The sequence below is a fragment of the Pseudomonas sp. BN505 genome, from assembly GCF_029873175.1.
Lineage (GTDB): Bacteria > Pseudomonadota > Gammaproteobacteria > Pseudomonadales > Pseudomonadaceae > Aquipseudomonas > Aquipseudomonas putida.
Window position 1 is genome coordinate 414,325 of sequence record NZ_SSOI01000045.1, and the last position, 20,105, is coordinate 434,429.

Sequence of the window (20,105 nt, forward strand, 5' to 3'; positions counted from 1 at the left end):
CACCGTTACAGCGCCCAGACCCGCCCTGCGCCGGCCAGGTATATCCGGCCGGTTGCGCCGGGTGCGATTGTCCAGCCGCCTGTGAATTCTCCGAATGCCGGTAGCAGGCTGACGCCTTCATGGATCAGGAAACATGGCAATCGCACGCGCTGGCGGGCCTTCCCGCGCAGGACGAATGCCGGGTGTACATGGCCTGCCAGCACCGGGTGCATCGTGTGGGGCCGGGGCTCGTGCTGTAGCGCAAACGGCTCCAGTATCCAGGGTTCGTCCTTTACTTCAATGCGCAGCGAAGCGGGTGGATCGCCAGCGTTGCGATCGTGGTTGCCGCGTATCAGCACGATATGCAGGTGCTCATGCCGCTCCCGCCACACCTGAAGCCTGGCCAGCGTTGCGGGGGCGCGGGCGGTGCGCGCATGGAGAAAGTCGCCCAGGACGATGAGTTGCTCGCAGTCGTGCGCTGCCAGCAGGGCGTCTAGCCGGGCGAGGGTGGCTGCGGTGGTGCCGCGCGGTACTGGTTGATGCAGGGCGCGATAGCTGGCGGCCTTGCCGATGTGCAGGTCGGCAACCAGCAAGGCCCGGCGAGCAGGCCAGTAGATGGCCTTGTCGGCAAGCAGCCAAAGCGTCTGACCGCAATGCTCGATGGGTTGATGGGTCATTCTGGCCCGCCTGCCGCGCGTTCAAGTTCAGCGACCATCCGCGCAATGCGGTCCGCCAGTTTTTCGGTGCTCAGGGTCTCGCGCATGCCTTCCACCAGCAAGGCAAACGCCAACGGCCCTGGCCGTTTCAACCTACGCAAATCCAGTTGCAGGCCGTTCATTTTCAGCAAATGCCGATGCAGCCGTTCGATTTCCAGCTCCTCGCTCAGCACCTCATCCCGCGCCTGACCCAGCAGCAGATTCCCGGCGTCATGCTTGCGGAAAACCTCGTAGAACAGCCCACTGGACGCCTGGATCTGTCGGGTGCTTTTCTGCGCCGCCGGGTACCCGCCAAACACCAGCCCGGCTATCTGGGCGATCTCACGAAAGCGCCGCAACGCCATTTCTCCTGCATTCAGGCTGGCCAGCACATCTTCCAGCAGTTGCCCGGTTGCAAGCGCCTGAGGTAAGTGCGCCGCCCAGTCCACGTTACCGGGGCTGAGCAGTTCGAACCCGTAATCGTTGACAGCAATGGACACCGACAGCGGCTGCACGTGGCTGACCCGCCAGGCGATCAGGTTGGCCAGGCCCAGGTTGGCCATGCGCCCGGCAAACGGGTACAGGAACAAGTGCCAGCCCTGGCGGGATTTGAACGTCTCGGCCAGCAGTGTGCCGGTGGTGGGCAACGCTGACCATTGGGCCTGTAGCGCCAGCAGCGGGCGCACCGCACGCATCTCAGGGCCGTCGAAGCGTTCATGGGCTGCGGCATCGAGCTGTTCGACCAACGCGTCGGCCAGTTCGCTTGACAGCGGCATGCGCCCGCCATTCCAGCGCGCCACCGCAGCCTTGCGCGCAGTGCTGCGACGCACATAGGCCGTCATGTTTTCCACGCGCACCAGTTCCAGCACGCGCCCGGCAAATACCAGCGTATCGCCGGGCCTCAGGCGGGAAATGAATGCCTCTTCAACGCTGCCCAATGTCTTGCCCCCGCCGCCCTTGGACCAATATTTAAGTTGCAGGTTGGCATCGCTGACGATGGTGCCGATGCTCAAGCGATGGCGCCGCGCCAGGCGCTCGCTGGCGACCCGGTAAATGCCATCGGCCTGGCGTTCGACGCGCTGGTAGTCCGGGTAGGCGCTGAGTGAGCCGCCGCCGTGGCAGACGAAGTCCAGGGCCCATTGCCACTGGCTGTCGCGCAATGCGGCGAACGCCCAGGTGCTGCGCACTTCGGCCAGTAGCTGTTCGGCGTCAAAGCCACTGCCCAGGGCCATGCTGACCAAATGCTGCACCAGCACGTCCATGCACAGCCGTGGCGAGACGCGCGCTTCGATGTGCCCGGCCGCAAGTGCCTGGCGCGCCGCTGCGGCTTCCACCAGTTCCAGGCTGTGAGTGGGCACCAGGGTTATCCGCGAACGCCGCCCCGGTGCATGGCCGGAGCGGCCAGCCCGCTGCATCAGGCGGGCAATGCCCTTGGCCGAGCCGATTTGCAGCACCCGCTCCACTGGCAGGAAGTCCACCCCCAGATCCAGGCTGGACGTACAGACCACTGCCTTCAGGCTGCCCTGCTTGAGGCTGCGCTCGACCCAGTCCCGGGTTTCCCGGGCCAGCGAGGCATGGTGCAAGGCAATCAGCCCGGCCCAGTCGGGGCGGGCATCAAGCAGGGCCTGGTACCAGAGTTCGGCCTGGGCACGGGTGTTGGTGAACACCAGGCAGCTGGCACTGGCATCGATCTCCTGGCTGACCTGGTCGAGCATCTTCAGGCCCATGTGGCCGGCCCACGGGAAGCGCTCGATTGCCGCCGGCAGCAGGGTATCGACCTGCAGCGCCTTGTCCTGGCGGCCCTGCACCAGCAGGCCGCCTTGCGGCAGCAGCACCTCCAGCGCGTGTTGCAGGTTGCCAAGCGTGGCAGAGAGGCCCCAGGTGGGCAGCGCGGGGTGCCACTGACGCAGGTGGGCCAGCGCCAGTTGCAGCTGTACACCGCGCTTGTTGCCCAGCAGTTCGTGCCATTCATCCACCACCACCAGGCGCAGCGTGGCGAAATCTTCGCGCGCCTGTGCCCGGGTCAGCAGCAAGGTCAGGCTTTCGGGGGTGGTGACCAGCACGCTGGGCAGGCGCCGTGCTTGCCGGGCGCGTTCGGCGCTGCCGGTGTCGCCGCTGCGCACGCCTACGCGCCAGGGCAGTTCAAGTTCATCGAGCGGTGCCTGCAAGGCGCGCGCAGTGTCGGCGGCCAAGGCCCGCATGGGCGTGACCCACACCACCTGCAAGGGCACAGGTTGGCTGCCCTGGGGCTTGGGCTTGAAAGCGCGAAGCGCGGCGAGCCACACGGCGTAGGTCTTGCCGGCGCCGGTGCTGGCGTGCAGCAGGCCAGACTCACCACGCTCGACAGCTGCCCACACGCGTCGCTGGAAAGCGAACGGCTTCCACCCTCGTTTGGCGAACCAGGCATTGGCAAGGTCGGTGGCGGCGGGCATGAGGCAGTGGTCCGTCGAAGGGTGTGCTTCTACAGACCATCCGCCAGGGGCAATGGTTTTACCGAATCAGTTGCCCAGCAGATAGCCGCTGCGGCACACCTGTTCGCCGGCCACATGGGCGATGACCATGCCAGCCGTTGCCATACGCCGCACGCTGCGAGCGTACAGCAGGCCCGGCTGGCTGTTACGCACTGCGGTCACCCGGTCGCTGAGCGGGTCGATGATTTCTGCGATCAACTGGCCGGCTTCCAGGTGCTGCCCGGGTTTGGCGTGATACACCAGCAAGCCGCCGAGTGGCGTCGACACCGGCTCCACAGCGGCCAGCGGCGTGGCGGGGTGGAGCAAGGCCGGCAAGGAGGGGCTGGCGCCTTCGATTACACCCGCGTGGGTCAGGAAGTTGATTATCGCCTGGCAATCCTTGCTGGCCAGGTCATGGCAGACATCCGCCTGGCCGCGCAACTCGACGGTCACCGAGCAGCAGCCCAGCGGAATCGGGAAGCGCTTGCCGAAGCGTTGCTGCAACTGCCACCAGACCAGGCTGAAGCATTCGTCGAACGACTGCCCGCCCGAGTCGGTTGCCAGCAGGCTGGCCTGGGCCCCCAGGTAGCGGGCCAGCGGCTCAATCTGCGGCCAGGCGTCTGGTGTGGTGTACAGGTGCTCGACCGCCTCGAAATCGCAGTGCAGGTCCAGCACCATGTCGGCGTCGCAGGCCAGCCGCTGCAGGATCAGGCGCTGGGCCTGCAGCGGTGTGCGGGCCGGGTGTGCGTCCAGCCCGCGGCGCAGGTATTCGCGGATAAGTGCGATGTTGTGGGCCGGGTCCTGGGTCAGGTGTTCTTCGATCTGGTCGCCGATGCTGTCCGACAGGTCGACGAAATTGCGGTTGAAGTTCTCGCCGCTTTGCAGTTCGAAGCGCCCCAGTGGCGCATCCAGCAGCACTTGCTCCAGGCCGACCGGGTTGGCCACCGGTACCAGGATGATTTCACGTTGCAGGCGGCCTTGTTGTTCAAGTTCCGCCAGGCGGCGTTTGAGGTGCCAGGCCACCAGCATGCCCGGTAGCTCGTCGGCGTGCAGCGAGGCCTGTATATAGACCTTGCCACCACCGCGGGGGCCGAAGTGAAAGCTGTGCAGTTGGCGGGTGATGCCCGGAACGGGTGAGAGCAGGTCGTGTGTTGAATGATGCATGGTGGTCCTGGATGCGTGGCGAATACGGTCTGCGACACGGGTCGGCACAAAGATAGAAGCATAGTTTTTGGCCTTGCGCCTCCATCGCTTTCGCTCCGGTCACCGCGCAGGCTTCTTCGCGGGCACGCCCGCTCCCACAGGTACTTTGCAGGATCCGGGTCTGGCGCGGTAACCTGTGGGAGCGGGCACGCCCGCGAAGAAGCCGGGGGCCGGAATCGCCTCAGGCCAGCAATGCCTGCAAGGTCGCCAGGTCATCTGCCTCTTCCACCGGTTTGTCCAGCCGCCAGCGCAGCATGCGCGGAAAGCGCACGGCGATGCCGCTTTTATGGCGTTTCGATAATGCGATGCCTTCGAAGCCCAGTTCGAACACCAGCGTCGGCGTCACACTGCGCACCGGGCCGAAGGTTTCCACCGTGGTCTTGCGGATAATGGCGTCGACCTTGCGCATTTCTTCGTCACTGAGCCCGGAGTAGGCCTTGGCAAAGGGCACCAGTGCGCGCCCCGGGGTGCCGGCCGGTGCGTCCCACACGGCGAAGGTGTAGTCGCTGTACAGGCTGGCCCGCCGGCCGTGGCCGCGCTGGGCATATATCAGCACGGCATCGACGCTGAACGGGTCGATCTTCCACTTCCACCAAATACCCATGTCCTTGGTACGCCCAACGCCGTACAAGGCTTCACGTTGCTTGAGCATCAGGCCCTCGACACCCAGGCTGCGCGATTGCTCGCGCTGGCGGGCGAGGTCAGCCCAGTCCGGGCCATCAAGCAGGGGCGAAAGCAGCACCGGGGCCAGTGGGTGGTCTTCCACCAACCGTTCCAGCTGCCGGCGGCGCTCGTGCTGCGGCCGGTTGCGCCAGTCCTCGCCTTGCCACTCCAGCAGGTCGTAGGCTTGCAGGACCACCGGGGCATCGCTCAGCAATTTTTTGCCCAGCGTCTTGCGCCCGATGCGCTGCTGTAACAGGGCAAAAGGCTGGACCGCCAGTTCAGCGGGGGTATCGCCTGGCTTCCATACCAGGATTTCACCGTCCAGCACCACGCCATCGGGTAACGTCTGCGCCAGGCTGTGCAGCTCGGGGAAGCGTTCGGTAACCAGCTCTTCGCCACGCGACCAGACCCACAGTTGGCCCTCGCGCTTGACCACCTGGGCGCGAATGCCGTCCCATTTCCACTCGATCTGCCAGGCACTTGGCGGCCCAAGCAGTGTGTCGAACTGTTCCGTTGGCGCTTGCAGCGGGTGCGCCAGGTAGAACGGGTAGGGCTGGCCGCCGCGCTGGCTGTGTTCATCGGCCGACTCGGCGGCAACCAGCCTCTGGTAGCTGGCCGCCGTGGGGCGGTGGCTGATATCGGTATAGCCGACCATCCGCTGGGCGACGCGTTTGGCGTCAAGCCCGGCCAGTTGTGCCAGGGCGCGGGTGACCAGCAGCTTGGACACGCCTACGCGAAAACTGCCCGTGATCAGCTTCAGGCACAGCATCAGGCTGGGGCGGTCCAGCTGCGCCCACAGTGGCTGCAGGCGCTGCTGAACCTGCTCAGGCGATAGCCCCCGCAGCGGCAGCAAATACTGCTCCACCCAGGTGGCAAGGCCTTCATTGCTGCCATCGGCGTGTACGGGCACCAACAGCGAAATGGTTTCGGCCAGGTCACCTACTGCCTGGTAGCTTTCTTCAAAGAGCCAGTCCGGCAACGCGGCCTGTGCCGTTGCCTGTTCGCGCAACACGCGCGTGGGCACCAGCTGGCGCGGGCGCCCGCCGGCCAGAAAGTACACGGCCCAGGCCGCATCCTCGGCGGGGGCACTGGCGAAATAGTCGCGCAGGGCCTCAAGCTTGGCATTGCTGGACGTGGTCGCGTCCAGGCGCAGGTACAACGTGGCGAAAGCTTTCATGGTGCAGGTTCGGTAGTGGCGACGTCGTCCTCGTCGCCGTACTCGGTGGCGAAGGCGCGGGCATCAAGGCCTTGTTCGTTGAGGTAGCGCACCAGCACATTGACCGAGCCGTGGGTAACCATCACCCGTTCGGCGCCGGTCTGGCCGATTGCCCACAGCAGGCCGGGCCAGTCGGCATGGTCCGAGAGCACGAAGCCCCGGTCCACGCCGCGCCGTCGGCGGGCGCCGCGCAACAGCATCCAGCCGCTGGCGAAGGCGTCGCTGTACTCGCCGAAGCGGCGCATCCAGCTGCTGCCACCGGCCGAGGGTGGTGCCAGGACCAGCGCCTGGCGCAGCAAAGGGTCGTTGCGCGGGATATCGCCGGCATAGTGGGTCTGCGGCAGGTGTATGCCGGCGTCCCGGTACACCCGGTTGAGCGGCTCGACGGCGCCATGCACGAGGATCGGGCCGATGCTGGGGTCCAGCCCATGCAGAATGCGCTGGGCCTTGCCGAAGGCATAGCAGAACAGCACGCTGGCCTTGCCCTGTTCGCTGTTGGCCCGCCACCAGGCATTGATGCCGGCGAAGATCTCACGCTGGCTTGGCCAGCGGTAGATCGGCAGGCCGAAGGTCGATTCGGTGATGAAGGTGTGGCACGGCACCGGTTCGAAGGGGGTGCAGGTGCCATCTGGCTCTACCTTGTAATCCCCAGAGGCGACCCAGACTTGGCCCTGATGCTCCAGGCGCACCTGCGCCGAGCCCAGCACATGCCCGGCCGGGTGCAGGCTCAGGGTCACACCATGGTGTATCAGGCGCTCGCCGTAGGGCAGGGTCTGCAAATTGATACCCTGGCCCAGCCGGCTGCGCAGGATGCCGGCGCCGGGGCTGGCGGTCAGATAATGGCCATTGCCGGTGCGTGCATGGTCACCGTGGCCATGCGTGATCACGGCGCGGTCCACGGGCCGCCAAGGGTCTATGTAGAAATCACCGGGCGGGCAGTACAGGCCTTCAGGGCGGGCGATGACGAGGTCCATGGCATGGGCGCCGGTTTGGAGTTACCAGTTAGGAGCCATGCGGGTGAAAGGAAGTTCGACAGGAAATGGTTGGGGCTGCCAAGCAGCCCCAAAGCAGGCAATGCCGTTTATTTGCCGGGCACCAACGTAAGCCGCGGGTTGCCATATGCCCTGGCGAAGTTCTGCGGCTGTAGCGGCAGGCTCATGAAGCGCCCTTTGAACCAGGCATCCAGCCCGTCGCTGTAGTGCGCGCTGGCAGGGTTGCCGGACTGCCCGCTGCTGGTCAGCACCTGCAAAGGCTCGGCCTGGCCGAAGTCGACGATCATCCGCGCCGAGGCCGGCAGACGGGTGTCGAAGTCGCTGCCCCAGGCGTACGGCGTGAGGGCCTGGGTCGTGAAGTCGCCGCCAGCGGCCAGCGGCGAACGGCTGGTGGCATCGCCCAGGCCATGATAAGCCGGTGCCGGCCAGCGGTACTGGTGCAGCTTGCCCCACTGCCAGGCGCGGCGGTCGGCACCCAGTTGCGCGGTGCCGGCATCCACCGCGCCAGCCAGGCTGCGGGCGAGAATGGTGGGTTTGTCTTCTTTCTGCGGGGTGCTACGGTCATCCCAGAACGGGCTTTCGTCGCGGCCCAGCAGGTGATCGGCCTGCGCCGAGAACGACAACCGGGCATTGCTGACGAACGCCTGCCACGCCGGGCCGGACTCCGGGCCAAGCTCGTCGAGGAACGTTTGCCGTGCAACTTCCTGGAGGAACAGCTCGTACAGCGCTGCATCAGCCGACACCGGGCTCAGACGGCCGTCGAAAGCTTTCAGCCGGGCCAGCGCGTCTTTGGCCTTGTCGCGCTGTGCGGCGGGCAGGGCATCGATTGCCTGTTTCAGTGGCTGGGCCATGCCAGGGGCATCGAACATCTGCTTGAGCTTGGCGGCCAGCAGGGTCACCTGGTCGTTCTGCAGGGCCATCAGGCTGCGGCTGTCGTGGCGACCATTGCCGGCCAGCTGGGCCAGGCGTTCAGCGCGTTCCGGGTAGTACCAGGTGCTGGACAACTGCATCCCATAGCCACGTGGCAGGCTGCGCTGGTTGGCGTGGCCGATCCAGCCGGCGGGTGGGTCCTGGTCGTAGGGGTGCAGCATTGGGTCGGCATAGCCGTCCCAGTCATAGCGCCCGTCCCAGCCCGGCGAGGGCAGCAGGCCCTGGCCTTCGCGGCGGTTGGGGTAACGGCCGCTGACCTGCCAGCCGATATGGTGGGGCTCGGCGAAGACGAAGTTGAGGGCGGCCGCGGTCACTTCACGGGTGCTGTCGAAGGCGCGCTCGACGTTCTTGGCACGGGTCAGGTCAAACAGTGCATCCAGGCTGCGGTCGCCCTTGAACTGTGGCAGGTTCAGCGCCAGGCCCAGGCTGGCGTTATCAGGTTGGGCCAGCAGGGTCCCGTGGCGGGTGTCGTACATCACCTCGCGCAGCGGGCGCTGGCCGCGGACGAAGAAGGTTTCGCTACGGGCGCGGGCCGGCAGCCATTTGCCATCGGCGAGGTAGGTCAGCTGGCTGCCCTGGCGACGCAGTTGCTCCAGGTACAGGTCCTGATTGTCGGCCATCACGGCGCTGCTGCTCCAGGCCAGCTTGCCGTTGTAGCCAGCCAGCACGATCGGCAGGCCGGGCAACGACAGGCCTGCAACCTGGTACTTGCCCGTGTGGATTTGTACCGGGCTCAGGGCCCAGGCGGCGCGGCTGTCGCTGGCCAGCAGGCTCTTGCCACTGCGGCTGCGCTGCGGGCCCAGCGCCAGGTTGGCCGAGCCCGGGCTGCCGAGCAGGTCAAGGTCGGCCAGTTTCTGGCTGGCGGCCGCCAGCGCTGGCAGGCCCGGCAACTGGCTGGCCAGATTCAGGCCCTTGAGCTTGTCCACTTCCGTTTCGGCCAACGGCTCATCCGGTGCACCGGGCAGCAACCAGGCCAGCTTGTCACTGCCGGCTTTCTGCGCCAGGGTCAGGGCGCTCAGTTCTTCCTGCAGGTTCACCGACTGGCTGAACGCGTACAGGCAGAAGATCAGCGCCGAGTCTTCGGGCTTCCAGTACTCGGGGCGATAGCCGCTGTTGGCAAGGTCGGCCGGCAGCTTGTCGCGGTAGCGGAACAGGTAGGCGTTGACCCCGCGCGCATACACTTCGAAGAAGCGCTTGAGCCGTGGCGATGCGTCGGCGTATTGCTGGGCGGCGCTCTGCTTGAGGTTGGCAGCGCGCATCAGGCGGTCGATGTCCAGCGCGTCGCTGCCGGCCAGTTCGGCCAGGCGGCCCTGGGCGAGCAGGCGCATGGCGACCATCTGTTCGATACGGTCGCCCGCGTGCACGTAGCCCAGGCTGAACAGCGCATCATGGAAGCTGCTGCTTTCGATCAATGGCGCGCCCATGGCGTTGCGGCGGATCGAGACGTTCTGCGCCAGGCCTTTGAGCGGCTGCACGCCACTGGTCGGTGGCACGCTGTCCTGGTGGCCGCCCGTCTGGCAGCCGGCCAGCCCGAGCATGCCGAGCAGCGTGGCGGCGGTTGCAAACCGCAGGCGATAGGGAGGAAAGGCGGGGGCGGCCATGACAAGGGCTCCTGCAAGGCGAGGCGGGTTTCGAAAGGCGCTAAGGTAGTAAGCGCGCAGGCGCCGTGCAAGGTCCTGTGTCGGTTTATTTGCCTGCGCGGGCTCAAACGTTGAAGTGGTCTGCCAGCGTGTCGGAAAAATGCGTGCAATTGATACGCGCATAGCGTCGGTAGTCACGGGTGACCGCGAATGCAGAGCCGGGCATCAGCAGAATCTTGTGCTGCTCCAGTTTGCGCACCAGAGGTTGCAGGTCGGGCAGGTCCGGGTGGTAGACCCAGAGGAACATGCCCCCTTGCGGCGCGATCTCGAACTGCCAGCCGCGCTCGAGCAACAATCGTTGGGTCTGGACTTGCTGCCGGATCAGGCGCTGCTGTACATCCTTCATGTGCCGGGCATAGGTGCCGTCCGACAATATGGTGTTGACGAAGCGCTCGCAAAACGCAGGCACGGCCACGCAGGTCAGCAGTTTCAGGCGGGTCAGCGGTTCTATCAGGTCTTGCGAGCAGGCGATGAAGCCCACGCGCAACGAGGCGGACAGGCATTTGGAAAAACTGCCGATGTAGATGACCCGGTCAAGGTTGTCCAGCTCGGCGAAGGTCTGGCGCACGGCAGGGCTGAAGTCGCCATACACATCATCCTCAACCACGTAGAACTCGTGCTCCACCGCCAGGCGTAGCACGCTGAAGGCGTTGTGCGGGCTGATGTTGCTGCCGGTCGGGTTGTGGAAGGTGCTGTTGCAGAAGAACGCTCTGACCTTGTGGATGGCCAGGTAGCGCCGCATTTCCCCCACATCCGGCCCGTCCTGGGTCCGCCGGATACCGACGACGTGCCCACCCGCCAGCTGGATCAGCTTGATCAGGTTGCCGTTGCCCGGCTCGTCGACGAACACGTGGTCGCCTGGCTTGATCAGCAACCGGGCGACCAGGTCCAGGCCTTGCGTGGCGCCCAGTGTGGTCAGCAACTGGTTGGGGCGGGCTTCGACACGGGTCAGCCGTTTCATGTGCACGCACAGCTGTTTGCGCATGGGCAGGTAACCCTGGATGTCGCCGTACTCTGCCAGCGAGCTTTGCTCCAGCCGCGCCGTGCGGCGAATCGCCTTGGCCAGCAGCTCGGTGTCGCGCCACGCCGGCGGCAGCCAGCCGCTGCCCAGTTTGGTGTAGTGCTGGCCGCCCTGCAGCAGCCGGAACAGCGGATCGCCGGCCATGCACTCGGGCTCGTGGATGACGCTTGTCTGCCGGCTGCGGTTGGCGACGAAGTAGCCGCGGCCGGGCGAGGCCGTCAACACACCTTCGCTGACCAGCTGGGCATACGCCGATACCACGTCGTGGTAACTGAAATCGACGGCGGCCGTGAGTTTGCGAATGGAGGGCATGCGTTGCCCTGGCGACCACTCGCCTGCATCCAGGCGCTGTTTCAACAGGTGATGAAGGCTGGAGGGGTTCATGGCAGGTCCGAAACCGTTAGAAAAAAAAGCCTAACAGTTAACGGAAATGCTTGTCGACTGTTCGTTTGCAAATGGCCAGTACCTGCCACTATCCCCTTGTCGGAACTTTCGGCTGCCAGCAAAGGCGGCACTTTTAGCGTCTGTGCAGACCAGACAACTGGATATCAAGCCCATGCATACTATGGACATGCAATCTGCCGTCATTGCCAGGCTCCCTTTGCCTGACGAACTGGCGTCATTCAAAGTAGTCAAGAATCTTGTGACCTCGGCGTTATTGGAATGCTGTTCAATCGACGAGTTCGAAGCGCTGAAAGAAACACTGATTATTGAAAGTGTTTCCGAACAGGCCCATGCCGACTTGCAGGCCTTTGCCCAAAAAGATCCAGCGGCTGGCCGCGACCTGGTATTTATTGCAAGAACTTACACCTCTTATTCTGCGGTTTTGCATTATCGGCTTGCCCACTGGGTCTACTGCAATACGGCTTCTATCTACGGTGCTGGCGGCCAGTGCCTGGCCGCCATGATCTCCAGGCGCGGAAAAATGCTCTCGGGGGCGGAGATTCATTTCCGCAGCCGTATCGGTGCGCGCTTCATCATCGATCACGGCATGGGCACCGTCATTGGTGAAACATCGACCATTGGTGACGATTGCTACGTGCTGGGCGGCGTCACCCTGGGCGCACGCGGTATCAGTGACAACCCTTCGAGCCCCAGGCACCCGACCTTGGGCAACCGGGTACAGATCGGCGCGTTCGCCAGTGTGCTGGGTGCTATCCACGTCGGCGACGGCGCCTTCATCGGGCCGGGCTGCATCATTACCAAAGACGTCCCTGCCGCTGCCCGTGTGCAGGTAAAAACATCACTGCAGGTGGTATTGGAACCATGAATTCCCTGAATTATGAAGTGTTGCGAAATACCGAGAAACTTTATTACAAGGACCAATACCTGGCGGGTGCGAATACTCAAGTAACGCGGGTACACAGTGACGGTATCGAATTGCAGAGTACCGTGGCCTATCCCGAAGGTGGCGGCCAGGAAGCTGACGTCGGCACGATTGAACTACCGATAGGCACTGTGCGCTTTGTCTGGGTTAAAAAACTCTACGGTAGCCCTATTCGCCTGGAAGGTTTCAAAGGCGGAAAACTGGGCGGCATCATTATTCACAGCCTGCACCCTGATGACTTGCACCTGCTGGATGAAGTCACCGTTGGCATGCCGGCCCGCGTCACTATAGATATTGACCGACGCGAACGGTTGACGCTGTCTCACAGTGCCAGTCACTTCCTGTATGCCGCCGCCATCAGCCTGCGTGAAGAACTGAAACAGTGGACCATCGGCTGCCATATCAAGGAAGACTCGGCGCGTTTCGACTTTCTGGTCGAAGACGCATTCACTGCCGAAGACGTGGTGGAGATAGAACGGCGCGCAAATGAGCTGATCGCCTGCGATGCGCCCATCGAACACTACGCGGTGCAGGGCCTGGAAGACGCGCGCCTGTGGACCTACAACGGCATCGAAATCCCGTGTGGTGGCACACACCTTGAGTCGCCTCGGCGGATCGGGCGCGTGTCCGTGCGCCGCAAACGCCTGGGCAAAGGCAAAGAGCGGCTGATCTGCGTGTTCCCGGATGCCGAAATCGATGTTTCCACCTATCACGAGCCTGCGCTATGAACAGCACACTCCCGCGGCGTACCTACCTGTACTTCACCGCACAGTCGATCAACCTGACGACCGCTGTCATGTCCGTGACCATGGCCGCCATCGTCGGGGCCGCATTGGCGCCGGCTGCTGCGTGGTCCACCGTGCCCTACGGGTTCCAGTTTCTCTGCCTGATGCTGGCAACGTACCCAGTCTCCAGGTTGATGAGCCGTATCGGTCGCAAGAAAGCCTTCATGCTGGGGTCGATCCCCTTGGCGGCTTCTGGTGTCAGCGGTTATCTGGCCGTGGAATACCAGCACTTCCAGCTGCTGGTACTGAGCCATTCAGCGTTGGGCGTTTATATCGCCTTCGCCAACTTCAACCGCTTCGCGGCCACTGACAACCTGGCCCAGAGCCTCAAGCCCAAGGCCCTTTCACTGGTGGTGGCGGGGGGCGTGATTGCAGCCGTGGTGGGGCCGACTCTGACCGAGTGGCTGCGGGACGTGGGTGGGTACCCGCTATTTTCGCTGTGTTATGCCTCGTTCGTTGGCCTTGCGTTGATGTCGCTGTTGATTGCCGTTTGCCTGCCCGACGATGCCGGTATCGCCAAAGCCAGTCAGCACGCGGAAAAATCGGCCACTCCCCGCGAACCGTTCAGCCCATCGGTGAAAGTTGCCATGGCGGTTGCGGCGCTGAGCTACGGGATCATGAACCTGCTCATGATTCAGGCATCGATGCACATGAAACACATGCATGAGGACTTCTCTGATGTCCGCCTGGCCATCCAGTGGCATGTGGTTGCCATGTTTGCACCGTCATTCTTTACCGGCGCAATCATCCAGAAGCTGGGCATCAAGACCACCATCTGTGCCGGGCTGGCACTGTTGATCGGTTGCTCGGCGCTGAATATCTGGTCGCACAGCTACGCCATGATGACCCTGGCGCTGATTGCCCTCGGGCTGGGCTGGAACCTCACGTATGTGGGCGGCGGCGCATTGCTGGCCCAGTCGCTGCAAAACAGCCCGGCAGCGATGCAGATGCAGGGCAAGAACGACCTCGCCATTGCCATTCTGGCAACCGTCGGTGCGTTCAGCCCTTCGCTGTTGCTGAGTACGGTTGGCTGGGATGGCACCAATGCCATTTGCATGGCCCTTTGCATCGGTTTGCTGTTCGCCACTGCCGGCCTGCTGCAGAACAAGGCCTGTCTGCACACTTCAATGGAAGGTAGCCGCAAATGAGCGAGCTCATCAGCGTCAGCGAACGCATCTACACCAAACTGGAAATGAACAACCCAGGCGGCAGCCACAAATACCGGGCAGCCCGGCACATTGTCGAGCATGCCCTGCGCAACGGCGACATCATCCCGGGTGTGACCACGGTCATTGAAAAAACCGGCGGCAGTTTCGGTTTCGGCTTGCTGGCGGCCTGCCACAAGTATCAGGTTGCCGTGGAACTGGCGGTAGGGCTTGGCTTCAGCCAGACCAAACGGGATTTGCTGGAGTGTTTTGGTGCCAGGCTGATCGGCAAAGAGATGCTGGTGGCCGGCGCCACACCCAAGGATGTCGTGATGCATCACCTGGAGAACCAGGCCGCACTGGGCAAGTCCTATTTCTACACCGATCAATTCAACAACCCGGTGGGCATTGAAGCCCATCGTTACCAGACGGCCAGTGAGCTTGCCGTGCAATTGACCAACATCGGGGCCGGGCGGGAAATCCTGTTTGTCGGCTGCGCCGGCACTGGCGCAAGTTTCACAGGCATTACCCTGGGGCTGAAGGACCACGGTTTTGACGTTTCGACGGTGTTGGTCGACCCCAGCGGTTGTGATTCAAGGGCGGGCGTGTTCACGGACCATCGCTTTGAAGGCATGGCGGTGGGTGTTTGCCCACCCTTCATGGACTGGTCGCTGGTGGACGAACGGGCTCAGGTGCAGCACGCCGAAATGCTGGCCGCACAGCGCTGGTTCTACATGCAAAGTGGCATTTTCGTGGGGAATACCGCCGCAGCCTGCCTCGCTGTTGCCCAGCGCATGGCACAGCACCCGCGGTATGCCGCGACCACCCTGGTCACCATCGCCTATGACGCGGGGCTCTGGTACCAGGACTTGCTGGGGGCGACCCGGCGAAAGGCCGCGTAGCAGGTTTTTAATCGAGCCAGCCGATCAGGCGCCGTGGCACTTCTTGAACTTTTTCTCGCTACCGCACGGGCAAGGGTCGTTACGGCCAACGTCCTTCAGGGCGTTGCGTACCGGCTCCTGGTGGCCGTGGTTGCAGTGCGGGCCGTGTACATGGCCATGATCGTGGTGGTGGTCATGATCATGGTCGTGGTTGCAGTCAGGGCCATGAACGTGGGGTTGTTGAGACATTGCAGGGTTACTCCGGGATGTGATCGCCGGGGATTATCTCACCACTGCGCGATAAGTGCAGGTCCCGATGGATGACCAACCCGGTCGCCAGTTCGCCCTGCAAGGTGTAATGCAGCGGCTGCCTGCTTTTGAGCAGCTTGGCCAGTGGCTTGAGGTGCTGCCACAGGTTGGTGCGCGCGGTGATCTTGAAGGTGCGCCGGGCGTGCCCGCCCACGCTGCGCCAGACACTGGCTTGGTCCTGCACCAGCAGCAGGTCGTTGAGGCGTATTGCATACGACAGGTTGCGGACGAACAGGCGGCTGTCATTGGGGTTGTCGACCCGTAGGTGCAGCACGAACTCCTGCTCCAGCAACCTGGCCTTGACCGTTTCGACCTCGACCAGGTGCACTTCGGGTTCGCGCCAGTCGTCACCCCCCCAACTGGCACAGCCCGCCAGCAAGGCCAGGCATGCGATCAGTGTGCAGGGCAGCAGCAGGCGGGCGCGGGCCATCATGCTCAGCTACCCACGTAACTGGCGCAGCATTTCTTGAATTTCTGCCCGCTGGCGCAAGGGCAGGGGTCGTTGCGCCCGGCCTTCAGCCCAACCGTAGGGTCGATGAAATACCAGCGCCCGGCATGCTGGACGAACGCCGAACGTTCACGGTGCTGGTGATCGCCATCCTGGTCGTGCCAGCGCGCGGTGAAGGTGACAAACCCGTGCTCCGGCTGGCCGCCCAGTACTTCGGCGTCTTCCACCTCCAGGCCCAGCCAGGTGCTCTGGGCGCTCCAGGCCGCCATGGCGGCCTGGTCCAGTTCGGCTTGCTGGGCCGGCAGGGTGGTGGCCACCAGGTAGTCGACCAGGCCCAGCACGTAAGCGCTGTAGCGTGAGCGCATCAGCGCCTGGGCATCCGGTGCCGGGGTGCCTGCATGGTAATGCCCGCAGCAAGCGTCGAGCAGGTTGCCACTGCCGCAAGGGCAGACCGAGACACTCATCATCACCACCAGTACTTGCCGAAGTTTTCAGGGTTGGCCCAGAACCTGGCGTTGAGCCAGTCCGGGACCTGCTTGTAGTCATGTAGATCATAGGTGAACAGGCTCAATACCTGCTGGTCACGGCAGAATTTCTCGCTGGCCGACAGCGCCAGGGCAAAGAAGTCGGTGTCTTGCCAGCCGCAGGCGGCCAGGTCGGCCAGCACCGCTACCCGGCTGGCATTGAGGTTGCGAATGCCGCCGAGCAGTTCCAGGCCGGTGCGCTTGGGCAGGTGTTCCAGGCAGTCCACCAGCACCGCCAGATCAAAGCGTTGGGCCGCCAGTTCGGCCGGCAGCGGGCCCGGGGCAGCCGTGGCGATCGTCACCTGGGGGTGCGCCTGGGCGAAGGCGTCCAGCGCCGGGAAGCGCGTGCCGACCAGTAGCAGGCGTTGCGGGGTGAAGCGTTCGAGCAGGGCCGCCAGGGCTTGCTGCGGCGTGCGTTGGGAAAAACCGTCGGTCATTGCCAATCCTCGTTCAAGTCGTCCAAGACTAGCGGGCCGCGGCGTGTGGGCAAAGAGGCATGTGACCACGTCGTGGCTTATTGCTGGCAGGGTTGGAAAGCGCGGTCTTTACTCCCAGAGATCGGCCTTATGCCGATTCCCCCTAGGAGAAGCAATGAAATGAGCATAGTACGCACAGCGTTACCCCTGGTACTGCTCACCAGTGTGTTGACTGGTTGTGCAGGTTTGCAAAAAACCGACTGGCCGAAATGTGCCGCCGTCGGGGGTGTAGGCGGCGCCGCTTTGGGCGCTATTGAAAGTTCCAGCTGGGCTGGCTGGGGTGCGTTGCTGGGCGGCGGCCTGGCGGCGGGCTATTGCTGGGCCCATGGCGATGGCGACGAGGATGGCGACGGCGTGCCGGATAGCCGTGACAAGTGCCCGGGCACCCCGCGTGGTGTGCAGGTCGATGCCAACGGCTGCCCGCCTGAGCCGGTAGCGGTGGTGGAAGAAGTGGTGGTGCAGAAGGAAGAAGTCATCGTCATCCGCGATGTGCACTTCGAGTTTGATTCCGCGCGCCTGACCGCCAGTGACAAAAAGCGCCTCAATACCATTTCCACGCGTCTGAAGCAGGAAGCGCCATCCGCTCGCCTGAGCGTCAGCGGCCATACCGACAGTGTTGGCTCCGACAGCTACAACCAGAAACTGTCCGAGCGCCGCGCCCACTCGGTAACCGATTACCTGATCGAGAGCGGCGTACCGCGCAGCAGCTTCGTTTCGGTGGTAGGTGCCGGTGAAACCCAGCCGGTGGCGGACAATGCCACGGCCGACGGGCGTGCCATGAACCGCCGTACCGAAATCAAGATCCAGCGGTAGACGGTATGCGCCCGTGCCTTGAGCAGTGGCGCGGGCGCGTCTTCATGCCGGTCAGTCGCTCGTGGCCGATGACACAGGAGCATTCAGCATGAGTGTGACGTCGAAGGCGGCATTGCCGCTGTTGGTGGCTGCCAGCCTGCTCGCGGGTTGTGCAACCCACAGCGATGGTAGTGCGCCGCTTAACCAAAGGACCTGGCCCATCTGCAGCCTGCTGGGCGGCCTGGTCGGTGGCGGCCTGGGCGCTATTGAAAGTTCTACCTGGGCCGCAGGTGGCGGTGCCCTGGGCGCCATCGCCGGTGGGCTGATCTGTTACGCCCAGGATGGTGACGAAGATGGCGACGGTATTTTCGACCGCCGCGATCATTGCCCCGATACCCCCGCCAACACTGCAGTCGACCACATGGGTTGCCCGCTGAAGGAGTACCCGTCAGCGGCGCCTGCCACTGCACCTGAGCCGTCGCCAGAGGTGATCATCCTCGATGACAATGGTGCGGTGATGTTTGCCTTCGATTCCGCCGACCTGACCCCGGCGGCGCAGCAACGCCTGCAAGGCCTGGTGGCAAAACTCGACTCGCCGACGATAGCCAGGGTGAGTGTGATCGGGCACACCGACAATGTGGGTTCCGATAGCTACAACCAGGCGCTTTCCGAGCGCCGTGCCAGCAGCGTTGCCGAGTACCTGATCGGTCAGGGCCTGGAGCCGGGCAAGGTCACCAGCCAGGGCCGCGGAGAAAGCCAGCCGGTCACCGATAACGAAAGCGAGGAGGGCCGCGCGCGCAACCGACGGGTGGAGCTGCACCTCAACTGAGCGGTGCTGGCGCCTGACTTGACATTGCAGTTAATGTGGGTCGCACGGCCCGCTCGAACGGGCCGCCTCGACATAACAACATTCAATAGGGGCGGGGTATGAAGTTTATCCTGGGCCTGGGCAAGGTCCTGACGGTCGCTTTCTGGGGGGTGGTGTTGTTCAATCAGTTGATGCCACAACCTGTGCCTTTCAATCTGTTGATCAATGCCGCTGGCATCGTCCTGTTCGGCTTGCACCTGCTCGAGGTGCTGTTCTTCAATGGCAGCCTGCGTGGGCGCAGCCACCGCTGGTTCGACCGTTTGCAGATCCTGCTGACAGGTATCTTCCATGTCATGTCGATTCCCCGTGCGCAGGAGGCGCCCCGAAATGCGTAATCTGATATTGCTGGCCATGTTGGCCGCTCCCCTGGCCCAGGCTGAAAGCCTGGAGGTTGCCGCCAATTCCATGCTGCGCCTGCCCGACAAGTCGGCCAGCGTGCACTTCACGCACCTGCGTGTCGCGGATGCGGCAACCCTGCTGCTGCCTGCCTCGCTTGCGCAATTGACGGTCGACCAGCTGGAACTGGGGCGTGATGCGCGCATCGCCATAGCACCCTCCGATAGCCCCCTGGTGATCGAGGCGCGTAGCGCGAAGTTGGGTGAGGGCAGTGAATTCAGTGCCCCCGGGGCGGCGGGTAGTTATCAGCGGGCAGCTCGTCCCGGCCGCAGCCTGGACCTGAAACTGGCTGAAGTGGATGCCGAACGGGTGGCAATCGATGCCCGCGGTGGCGCGGGCGCTCCGGGTTATGTGGGGCTTGATGGTGGCAACGGCCAGGCGGGTGGCTGCACCTGGGGCCAGGCCAGTCGTGGTGCCAATGGCGATAACGGCGGCGACGGGCATGATGGCGCGCCGGGAGGGCGCATTCGCCTGAGCGTGCCGCAGGGCTTCGCGCAAGAGCGCGTTGTCGTGCGCCTGGATGGTGGCGCCCCAGGCAAGCCCGGGGCGGCGGGCAAGGCGGGTAAAGGGGGGGCTAGCAAGGGTTGCCTGGTGTACAGCACCGATGCTGGCGCCAATGGCCGGCCAGGGCAGCCTGGGCAGCCCGGCCTGGCAGGCGCGGCAGGTGAGCTGATTCTGCAGCACCTCTGAACACTGTGGGCGGCATCCTTTGTGGGAGCGGCCTTGTGTCGCGATTGGGCCGCGAAGCGGCCCCAGGGTTTCAGTACTGATACGCAAATCGGGGGGGCTGTTTCGCAGCCCAATCGCGACACAAGGCCGCTCCCACAGGTATCGCGCAAGTTTTCAGATAATAAGCAAGGCCATTGCCCTGCCAGCCTCCGAGAGCTGTCAGATCATCAGGCGCGAACTGGCCACAGCGACCACTGCCAGGCCCAGCAGCAGGTTGATCCCCACCATCCGCCGAATCCGCCCCAGCACCGCCGCACCCGTCGCCCAGTCCTCTGCCTGCACCGCCGTCTTCAGCTCCGGCAGCAGCAACGCCTGGATGCGCATGAACAAGGCAAACATGGCGATGCCGCCACCGATCATTACCTGCACGTACTTCGGCGCAGTCTCGAAGCCACTGAAACGCATGTGCAACATGCCGATACCACTTATCGCCAAGATCGCCACCGCCAGCCAGACCCAGCCGAAGAAGCGTCGGAAAACTTCCACCCACAGCCGCAGCCGCGCAGGCCCTTCAAGGGCTGCAACCGTTGCCGGGCGCAGCACCAGCCAGGCGAAGAACATGCCGCCAACCCATACCAGGGCAGCCAGAACATGCAGTGTGTAGGGCAGGGCAAAGGCGAGCATCCGGATCTCCAT

Annotated in this window: 20 protein-coding genes; 8 read left to right on the forward strand and 12 right to left on the reverse strand. The window is 63.9% G+C overall.

The annotated features are described in order from the left end of the window. Window positions 1–5: 5 nt before the first annotated feature. The 7 genes from pdeM to E8E78_RS15115 form a co-directional block, all read right to left on the reverse strand. The gene (gene pdeM, locus E8E78_RS15085; RefSeq protein WP_049275775.1) at window positions 6–656 is read right to left on the reverse strand and encodes a ligase-associated DNA damage response endonuclease PdeM; all 651 of its coding nucleotides are present in this window, start codon (window positions 654–656) and stop codon (window positions 6–8) included. Then, window positions 653–3,106 carry a ligase-associated DNA damage response DEXH box helicase gene (locus tag E8E78_RS15090; protein ID WP_049275774.1) on the reverse strand — a complete coding sequence of 818 codons (2,454 nt, stop codon included), beginning with the start codon at window positions 3,104–3,106 and terminating at the stop codon, window positions 653–655. Before E8E78_RS15090 ends, pdeM begins: the two co-directional genes overlap by 4 nt. Before the next feature lie 66 nt (window positions 3,107–3,172). After that, window positions 3,173–4,288 carry a succinylglutamate desuccinylase/aspartoacylase family protein gene (locus tag E8E78_RS15095; RefSeq protein ID WP_016498229.1) on the reverse strand — a complete coding sequence of 372 codons (1,116 nt, stop codon included), beginning with the start codon at window positions 4,286–4,288 and terminating at the stop codon, window positions 3,173–3,175. Window positions 4,289–4,508: 220 nt separating this feature from the next. Then, complete coding sequence (locus tag E8E78_RS15100; protein ID WP_059395475.1) at window positions 4,509–6,167, reverse strand: ATP-dependent DNA ligase; 1,659 nt, start codon at window positions 6,165–6,167, stop codon at window positions 4,509–4,511. Continuing rightward, window positions 6,164–7,180 (reverse strand): ligase-associated DNA damage response exonuclease, encoded by a 1,017-nt coding sequence (locus E8E78_RS15105; RefSeq protein ID WP_049273312.1) that lies wholly within the window; start codon window positions 7,178–7,180, stop codon window positions 6,164–6,166. Before E8E78_RS15105 ends, E8E78_RS15100 begins: the two co-directional genes overlap by 4 nt. Window positions 7,181–7,287: 107 nt before the next feature. Continuing rightward, window positions 7,288–9,729, reverse strand: a complete 2,442-nt coding sequence (locus E8E78_RS15110) for a penicillin acylase family protein (RefSeq protein WP_280312944.1) — start codon at window positions 9,727–9,729, stop codon at window positions 7,288–7,290. A 103-nt stretch (window positions 9,730–9,832) separates the two neighbouring features. Beyond that, window positions 9,833–11,173, reverse strand: a complete 1,341-nt coding sequence (locus E8E78_RS15115; protein WP_280312942.1) for a PLP-dependent aminotransferase family protein — start codon at window positions 11,171–11,173, stop codon at window positions 9,833–9,835. A 172-nt stretch (window positions 11,174–11,345) separates the two neighbouring features. Between E8E78_RS15115 and E8E78_RS15120 the strand changes: the two genes are divergently transcribed. The 4 genes from E8E78_RS15120 to E8E78_RS15135 are packed head-to-tail and all read left to right on the forward strand — an operon-like array spanning window position 11,346 to window position 14,948. Beyond that, window positions 11,346–12,059 (forward strand): serine O-acetyltransferase, encoded by a 714-nt coding sequence (locus E8E78_RS15120; RefSeq protein WP_049273309.1) that lies wholly within the window; start codon window positions 11,346–11,348, stop codon window positions 12,057–12,059. After that, window positions 12,056–12,844, forward strand: coding sequence for an alanyl-tRNA editing protein (locus E8E78_RS15125; RefSeq protein WP_016498235.1), 789 nt, complete (start codon window positions 12,056–12,058; stop codon window positions 12,842–12,844). Before E8E78_RS15120 ends, E8E78_RS15125 begins: the two co-directional genes overlap by 4 nt. Next, entirely contained in the window at window positions 12,841–14,049 is a 1,209-nt protein-coding gene (locus E8E78_RS15130; protein WP_016498236.1) for an MFS transporter, read from the forward strand. Before E8E78_RS15125 ends, E8E78_RS15130 begins: the two co-directional genes overlap by 4 nt. Further along, window positions 14,046–14,948: a pyridoxal-phosphate dependent enzyme gene (locus E8E78_RS15135; protein WP_016498237.1), complete on the forward strand. Its 903-nt coding sequence runs from the start codon at window positions 14,046–14,048 to the stop codon at window positions 14,946–14,948. Before E8E78_RS15130 ends, E8E78_RS15135 begins: the two co-directional genes overlap by 4 nt. A 24-nt stretch (window positions 14,949–14,972) precedes the next feature. On the opposite strand, the gene E8E78_RS15140 is transcribed toward E8E78_RS15135, so the two are convergent. Genes E8E78_RS15140 through E8E78_RS15155 form a run of 4 tightly spaced genes read right to left on the reverse strand, consistent with a single transcriptional unit; the run spans window position 14,973 to window position 16,645 of the window. Further along, a complete protein-coding gene (locus E8E78_RS15140; RefSeq protein WP_019471879.1) occupies window positions 14,973–15,176 on the reverse strand; it encodes an SEC-C metal-binding domain-containing protein in 204 nt (67 codons plus the stop codon). Between the two features lie 7 nt (window positions 15,177–15,183). Continuing rightward, window positions 15,184–15,669, reverse strand: a complete 486-nt coding sequence (locus tag E8E78_RS15145; protein ID WP_059395479.1) for an LEA type 2 family protein — start codon at window positions 15,667–15,669, stop codon at window positions 15,184–15,186. A gap of 2 nt (window positions 15,670–15,671) precedes the next feature. Next, entirely contained in the window at window positions 15,672–16,148 is a 477-nt protein-coding gene (locus tag E8E78_RS15150; protein WP_016498240.1) for a YchJ family protein, read from the reverse strand. Between the two features lie 2 nt (window positions 16,149–16,150). Then, complete coding sequence (locus E8E78_RS15155; RefSeq protein ID WP_012273855.1) at window positions 16,151–16,645, reverse strand: DUF6231 family protein; 495 nt, start codon at window positions 16,643–16,645, stop codon at window positions 16,151–16,153. Between the two features lie 159 nt (window positions 16,646–16,804). Between E8E78_RS15155 and E8E78_RS15160 the strand changes: the two genes are divergently transcribed. From E8E78_RS15160 to E8E78_RS15175, 4 genes are all read left to right on the forward strand, one after another. Then, window positions 16,805–17,497, forward strand: a complete 693-nt coding sequence (locus E8E78_RS15160; RefSeq protein ID WP_280312937.1) for an OmpA family protein — start codon at window positions 16,805–16,807, stop codon at window positions 17,495–17,497. An 88-nt stretch (window positions 17,498–17,585) separates the two neighbouring features. Next, the gene (locus tag E8E78_RS15165; protein WP_016498243.1) at window positions 17,586–18,305 is read left to right on the forward strand and encodes an OmpA family protein; all 720 of its coding nucleotides are present in this window, start codon (window positions 17,586–17,588) and stop codon (window positions 18,303–18,305) included. A gap of 98 nt (window positions 18,306–18,403) precedes the next feature. After that, entirely contained in the window at window positions 18,404–18,679 is a 276-nt protein-coding gene (locus E8E78_RS15170; RefSeq protein WP_043197545.1) for a DUF1145 domain-containing protein, read from the forward strand. Next, the gene (locus E8E78_RS15175) at window positions 18,672–19,430 is read left to right on the forward strand and encodes a hypothetical protein (RefSeq protein ID WP_016498245.1); all 759 of its coding nucleotides are present in this window, start codon (window positions 18,672–18,674) and stop codon (window positions 19,428–19,430) included. The genes E8E78_RS15170 and E8E78_RS15175 overlap by 8 nt, the downstream gene beginning before the upstream one ends. Window positions 19,431–19,628: 198 nt before the next feature. Here the strand turns inward: E8E78_RS15175 and E8E78_RS15180 are convergent, their stop codons facing one another. Then, the gene (locus E8E78_RS15180) at window positions 19,629–20,093 is read right to left on the reverse strand and encodes a CopD family protein (protein ID WP_059395481.1); all 465 of its coding nucleotides are present in this window, start codon (window positions 20,091–20,093) and stop codon (window positions 19,629–19,631) included. Window positions 20,094–20,105: the final 12 nt, after the last annotated feature.

What these genes read in the sequence shown, in the direction of transcription:
- E8E78_RS15100 (WP_059395475.1), bottom strand. Translation starts at nt 6,167, where the DNA reads ATGAAAGCTTTCGCCACGTTGTACCTGCGCCTGGACGCGACCACGTCC.
- E8E78_RS15155 (WP_012273855.1), bottom strand. Translation starts at nt 16,645, where the DNA reads ATGACCGACGGTTTTTCCCAACGCACGCCGCAGCAAGCCCTGGCGGCC.
- E8E78_RS15125 (WP_016498235.1), top strand. Translation starts at nt 12,056, where the DNA reads ATGAATTCCCTGAATTATGAAGTGTTGCGAAATACCGAGAAACTTTAT.
- E8E78_RS15130 (WP_016498236.1), top strand. Translation starts at nt 12,841, where the DNA reads ATGAACAGCACACTCCCGCGGCGTACCTACCTGTACTTCACCGCACAG.
- E8E78_RS15150 (WP_016498240.1), bottom strand. Translation starts at nt 16,148, where the DNA reads ATGAGTGTCTCGGTCTGCCCTTGCGGCAGTGGCAACCTGCTCGACGCT.
- E8E78_RS15145 (WP_059395479.1), bottom strand. Translation starts at nt 15,669, where the DNA reads ATGATGGCCCGCGCCCGCCTGCTGCTGCCCTGCACACTGATCGCATGC.
- E8E78_RS15095 (WP_016498229.1), bottom strand. Translation starts at nt 4,288, where the DNA reads ATGCATCATTCAACACACGACCTGCTCTCACCCGTTCCGGGCATCACC.
- E8E78_RS15120 (WP_049273309.1), top strand. Translation starts at nt 11,346, where the DNA reads ATGCATACTATGGACATGCAATCTGCCGTCATTGCCAGGCTCCCTTTG.
- E8E78_RS15105 (WP_049273312.1), bottom strand. Translation starts at nt 7,180, where the DNA reads ATGGACCTCGTCATCGCCCGCCCTGAAGGCCTGTACTGCCCGCCCGGT.
- E8E78_RS15110 (WP_280312944.1), bottom strand. Translation starts at nt 9,729, where the DNA reads ATGGCCGCCCCCGCCTTTCCTCCCTATCGCCTGCGGTTTGCAACCGCC.
- E8E78_RS15115 (WP_280312942.1), bottom strand. Translation starts at nt 11,173, where the DNA reads ATGAACCCCTCCAGCCTTCATCACCTGTTGAAACAGCGCCTGGATGCA.
- E8E78_RS15180 (WP_059395481.1), bottom strand. Translation starts at nt 20,093, where the DNA reads ATGCTCGCCTTTGCCCTGCCCTACACACTGCATGTTCTGGCTGCCCTG.
- pdeM (WP_049275775.1), bottom strand. Translation starts at nt 656, where the DNA reads ATGACCCATCAACCCATCGAGCATTGCGGTCAGACGCTTTGGCTGCTT.
- E8E78_RS15160 (WP_280312937.1), top strand. Translation starts at nt 16,805, where the DNA reads ATGAGCATAGTACGCACAGCGTTACCCCTGGTACTGCTCACCAGTGTG.
- E8E78_RS15175 (WP_016498245.1), top strand. Translation starts at nt 18,672, where the DNA reads ATGCGTAATCTGATATTGCTGGCCATGTTGGCCGCTCCCCTGGCCCAG.
- E8E78_RS15165 (WP_016498243.1), top strand. Translation starts at nt 17,586, where the DNA reads ATGAGTGTGACGTCGAAGGCGGCATTGCCGCTGTTGGTGGCTGCCAGC.
- E8E78_RS15135 (WP_016498237.1), top strand. Translation starts at nt 14,046, where the DNA reads ATGAGCGAGCTCATCAGCGTCAGCGAACGCATCTACACCAAACTGGAA.
- E8E78_RS15090 (WP_049275774.1), bottom strand. Translation starts at nt 3,106, where the DNA reads ATGCCCGCCGCCACCGACCTTGCCAATGCCTGGTTCGCCAAACGAGGG.
- E8E78_RS15140 (WP_019471879.1), bottom strand. Translation starts at nt 15,176, where the DNA reads ATGTCTCAACAACCCCACGTTCATGGCCCTGACTGCAACCACGACCAT.
- E8E78_RS15170 (WP_043197545.1), top strand. Translation starts at nt 18,404, where the DNA reads ATGAAGTTTATCCTGGGCCTGGGCAAGGTCCTGACGGTCGCTTTCTGG.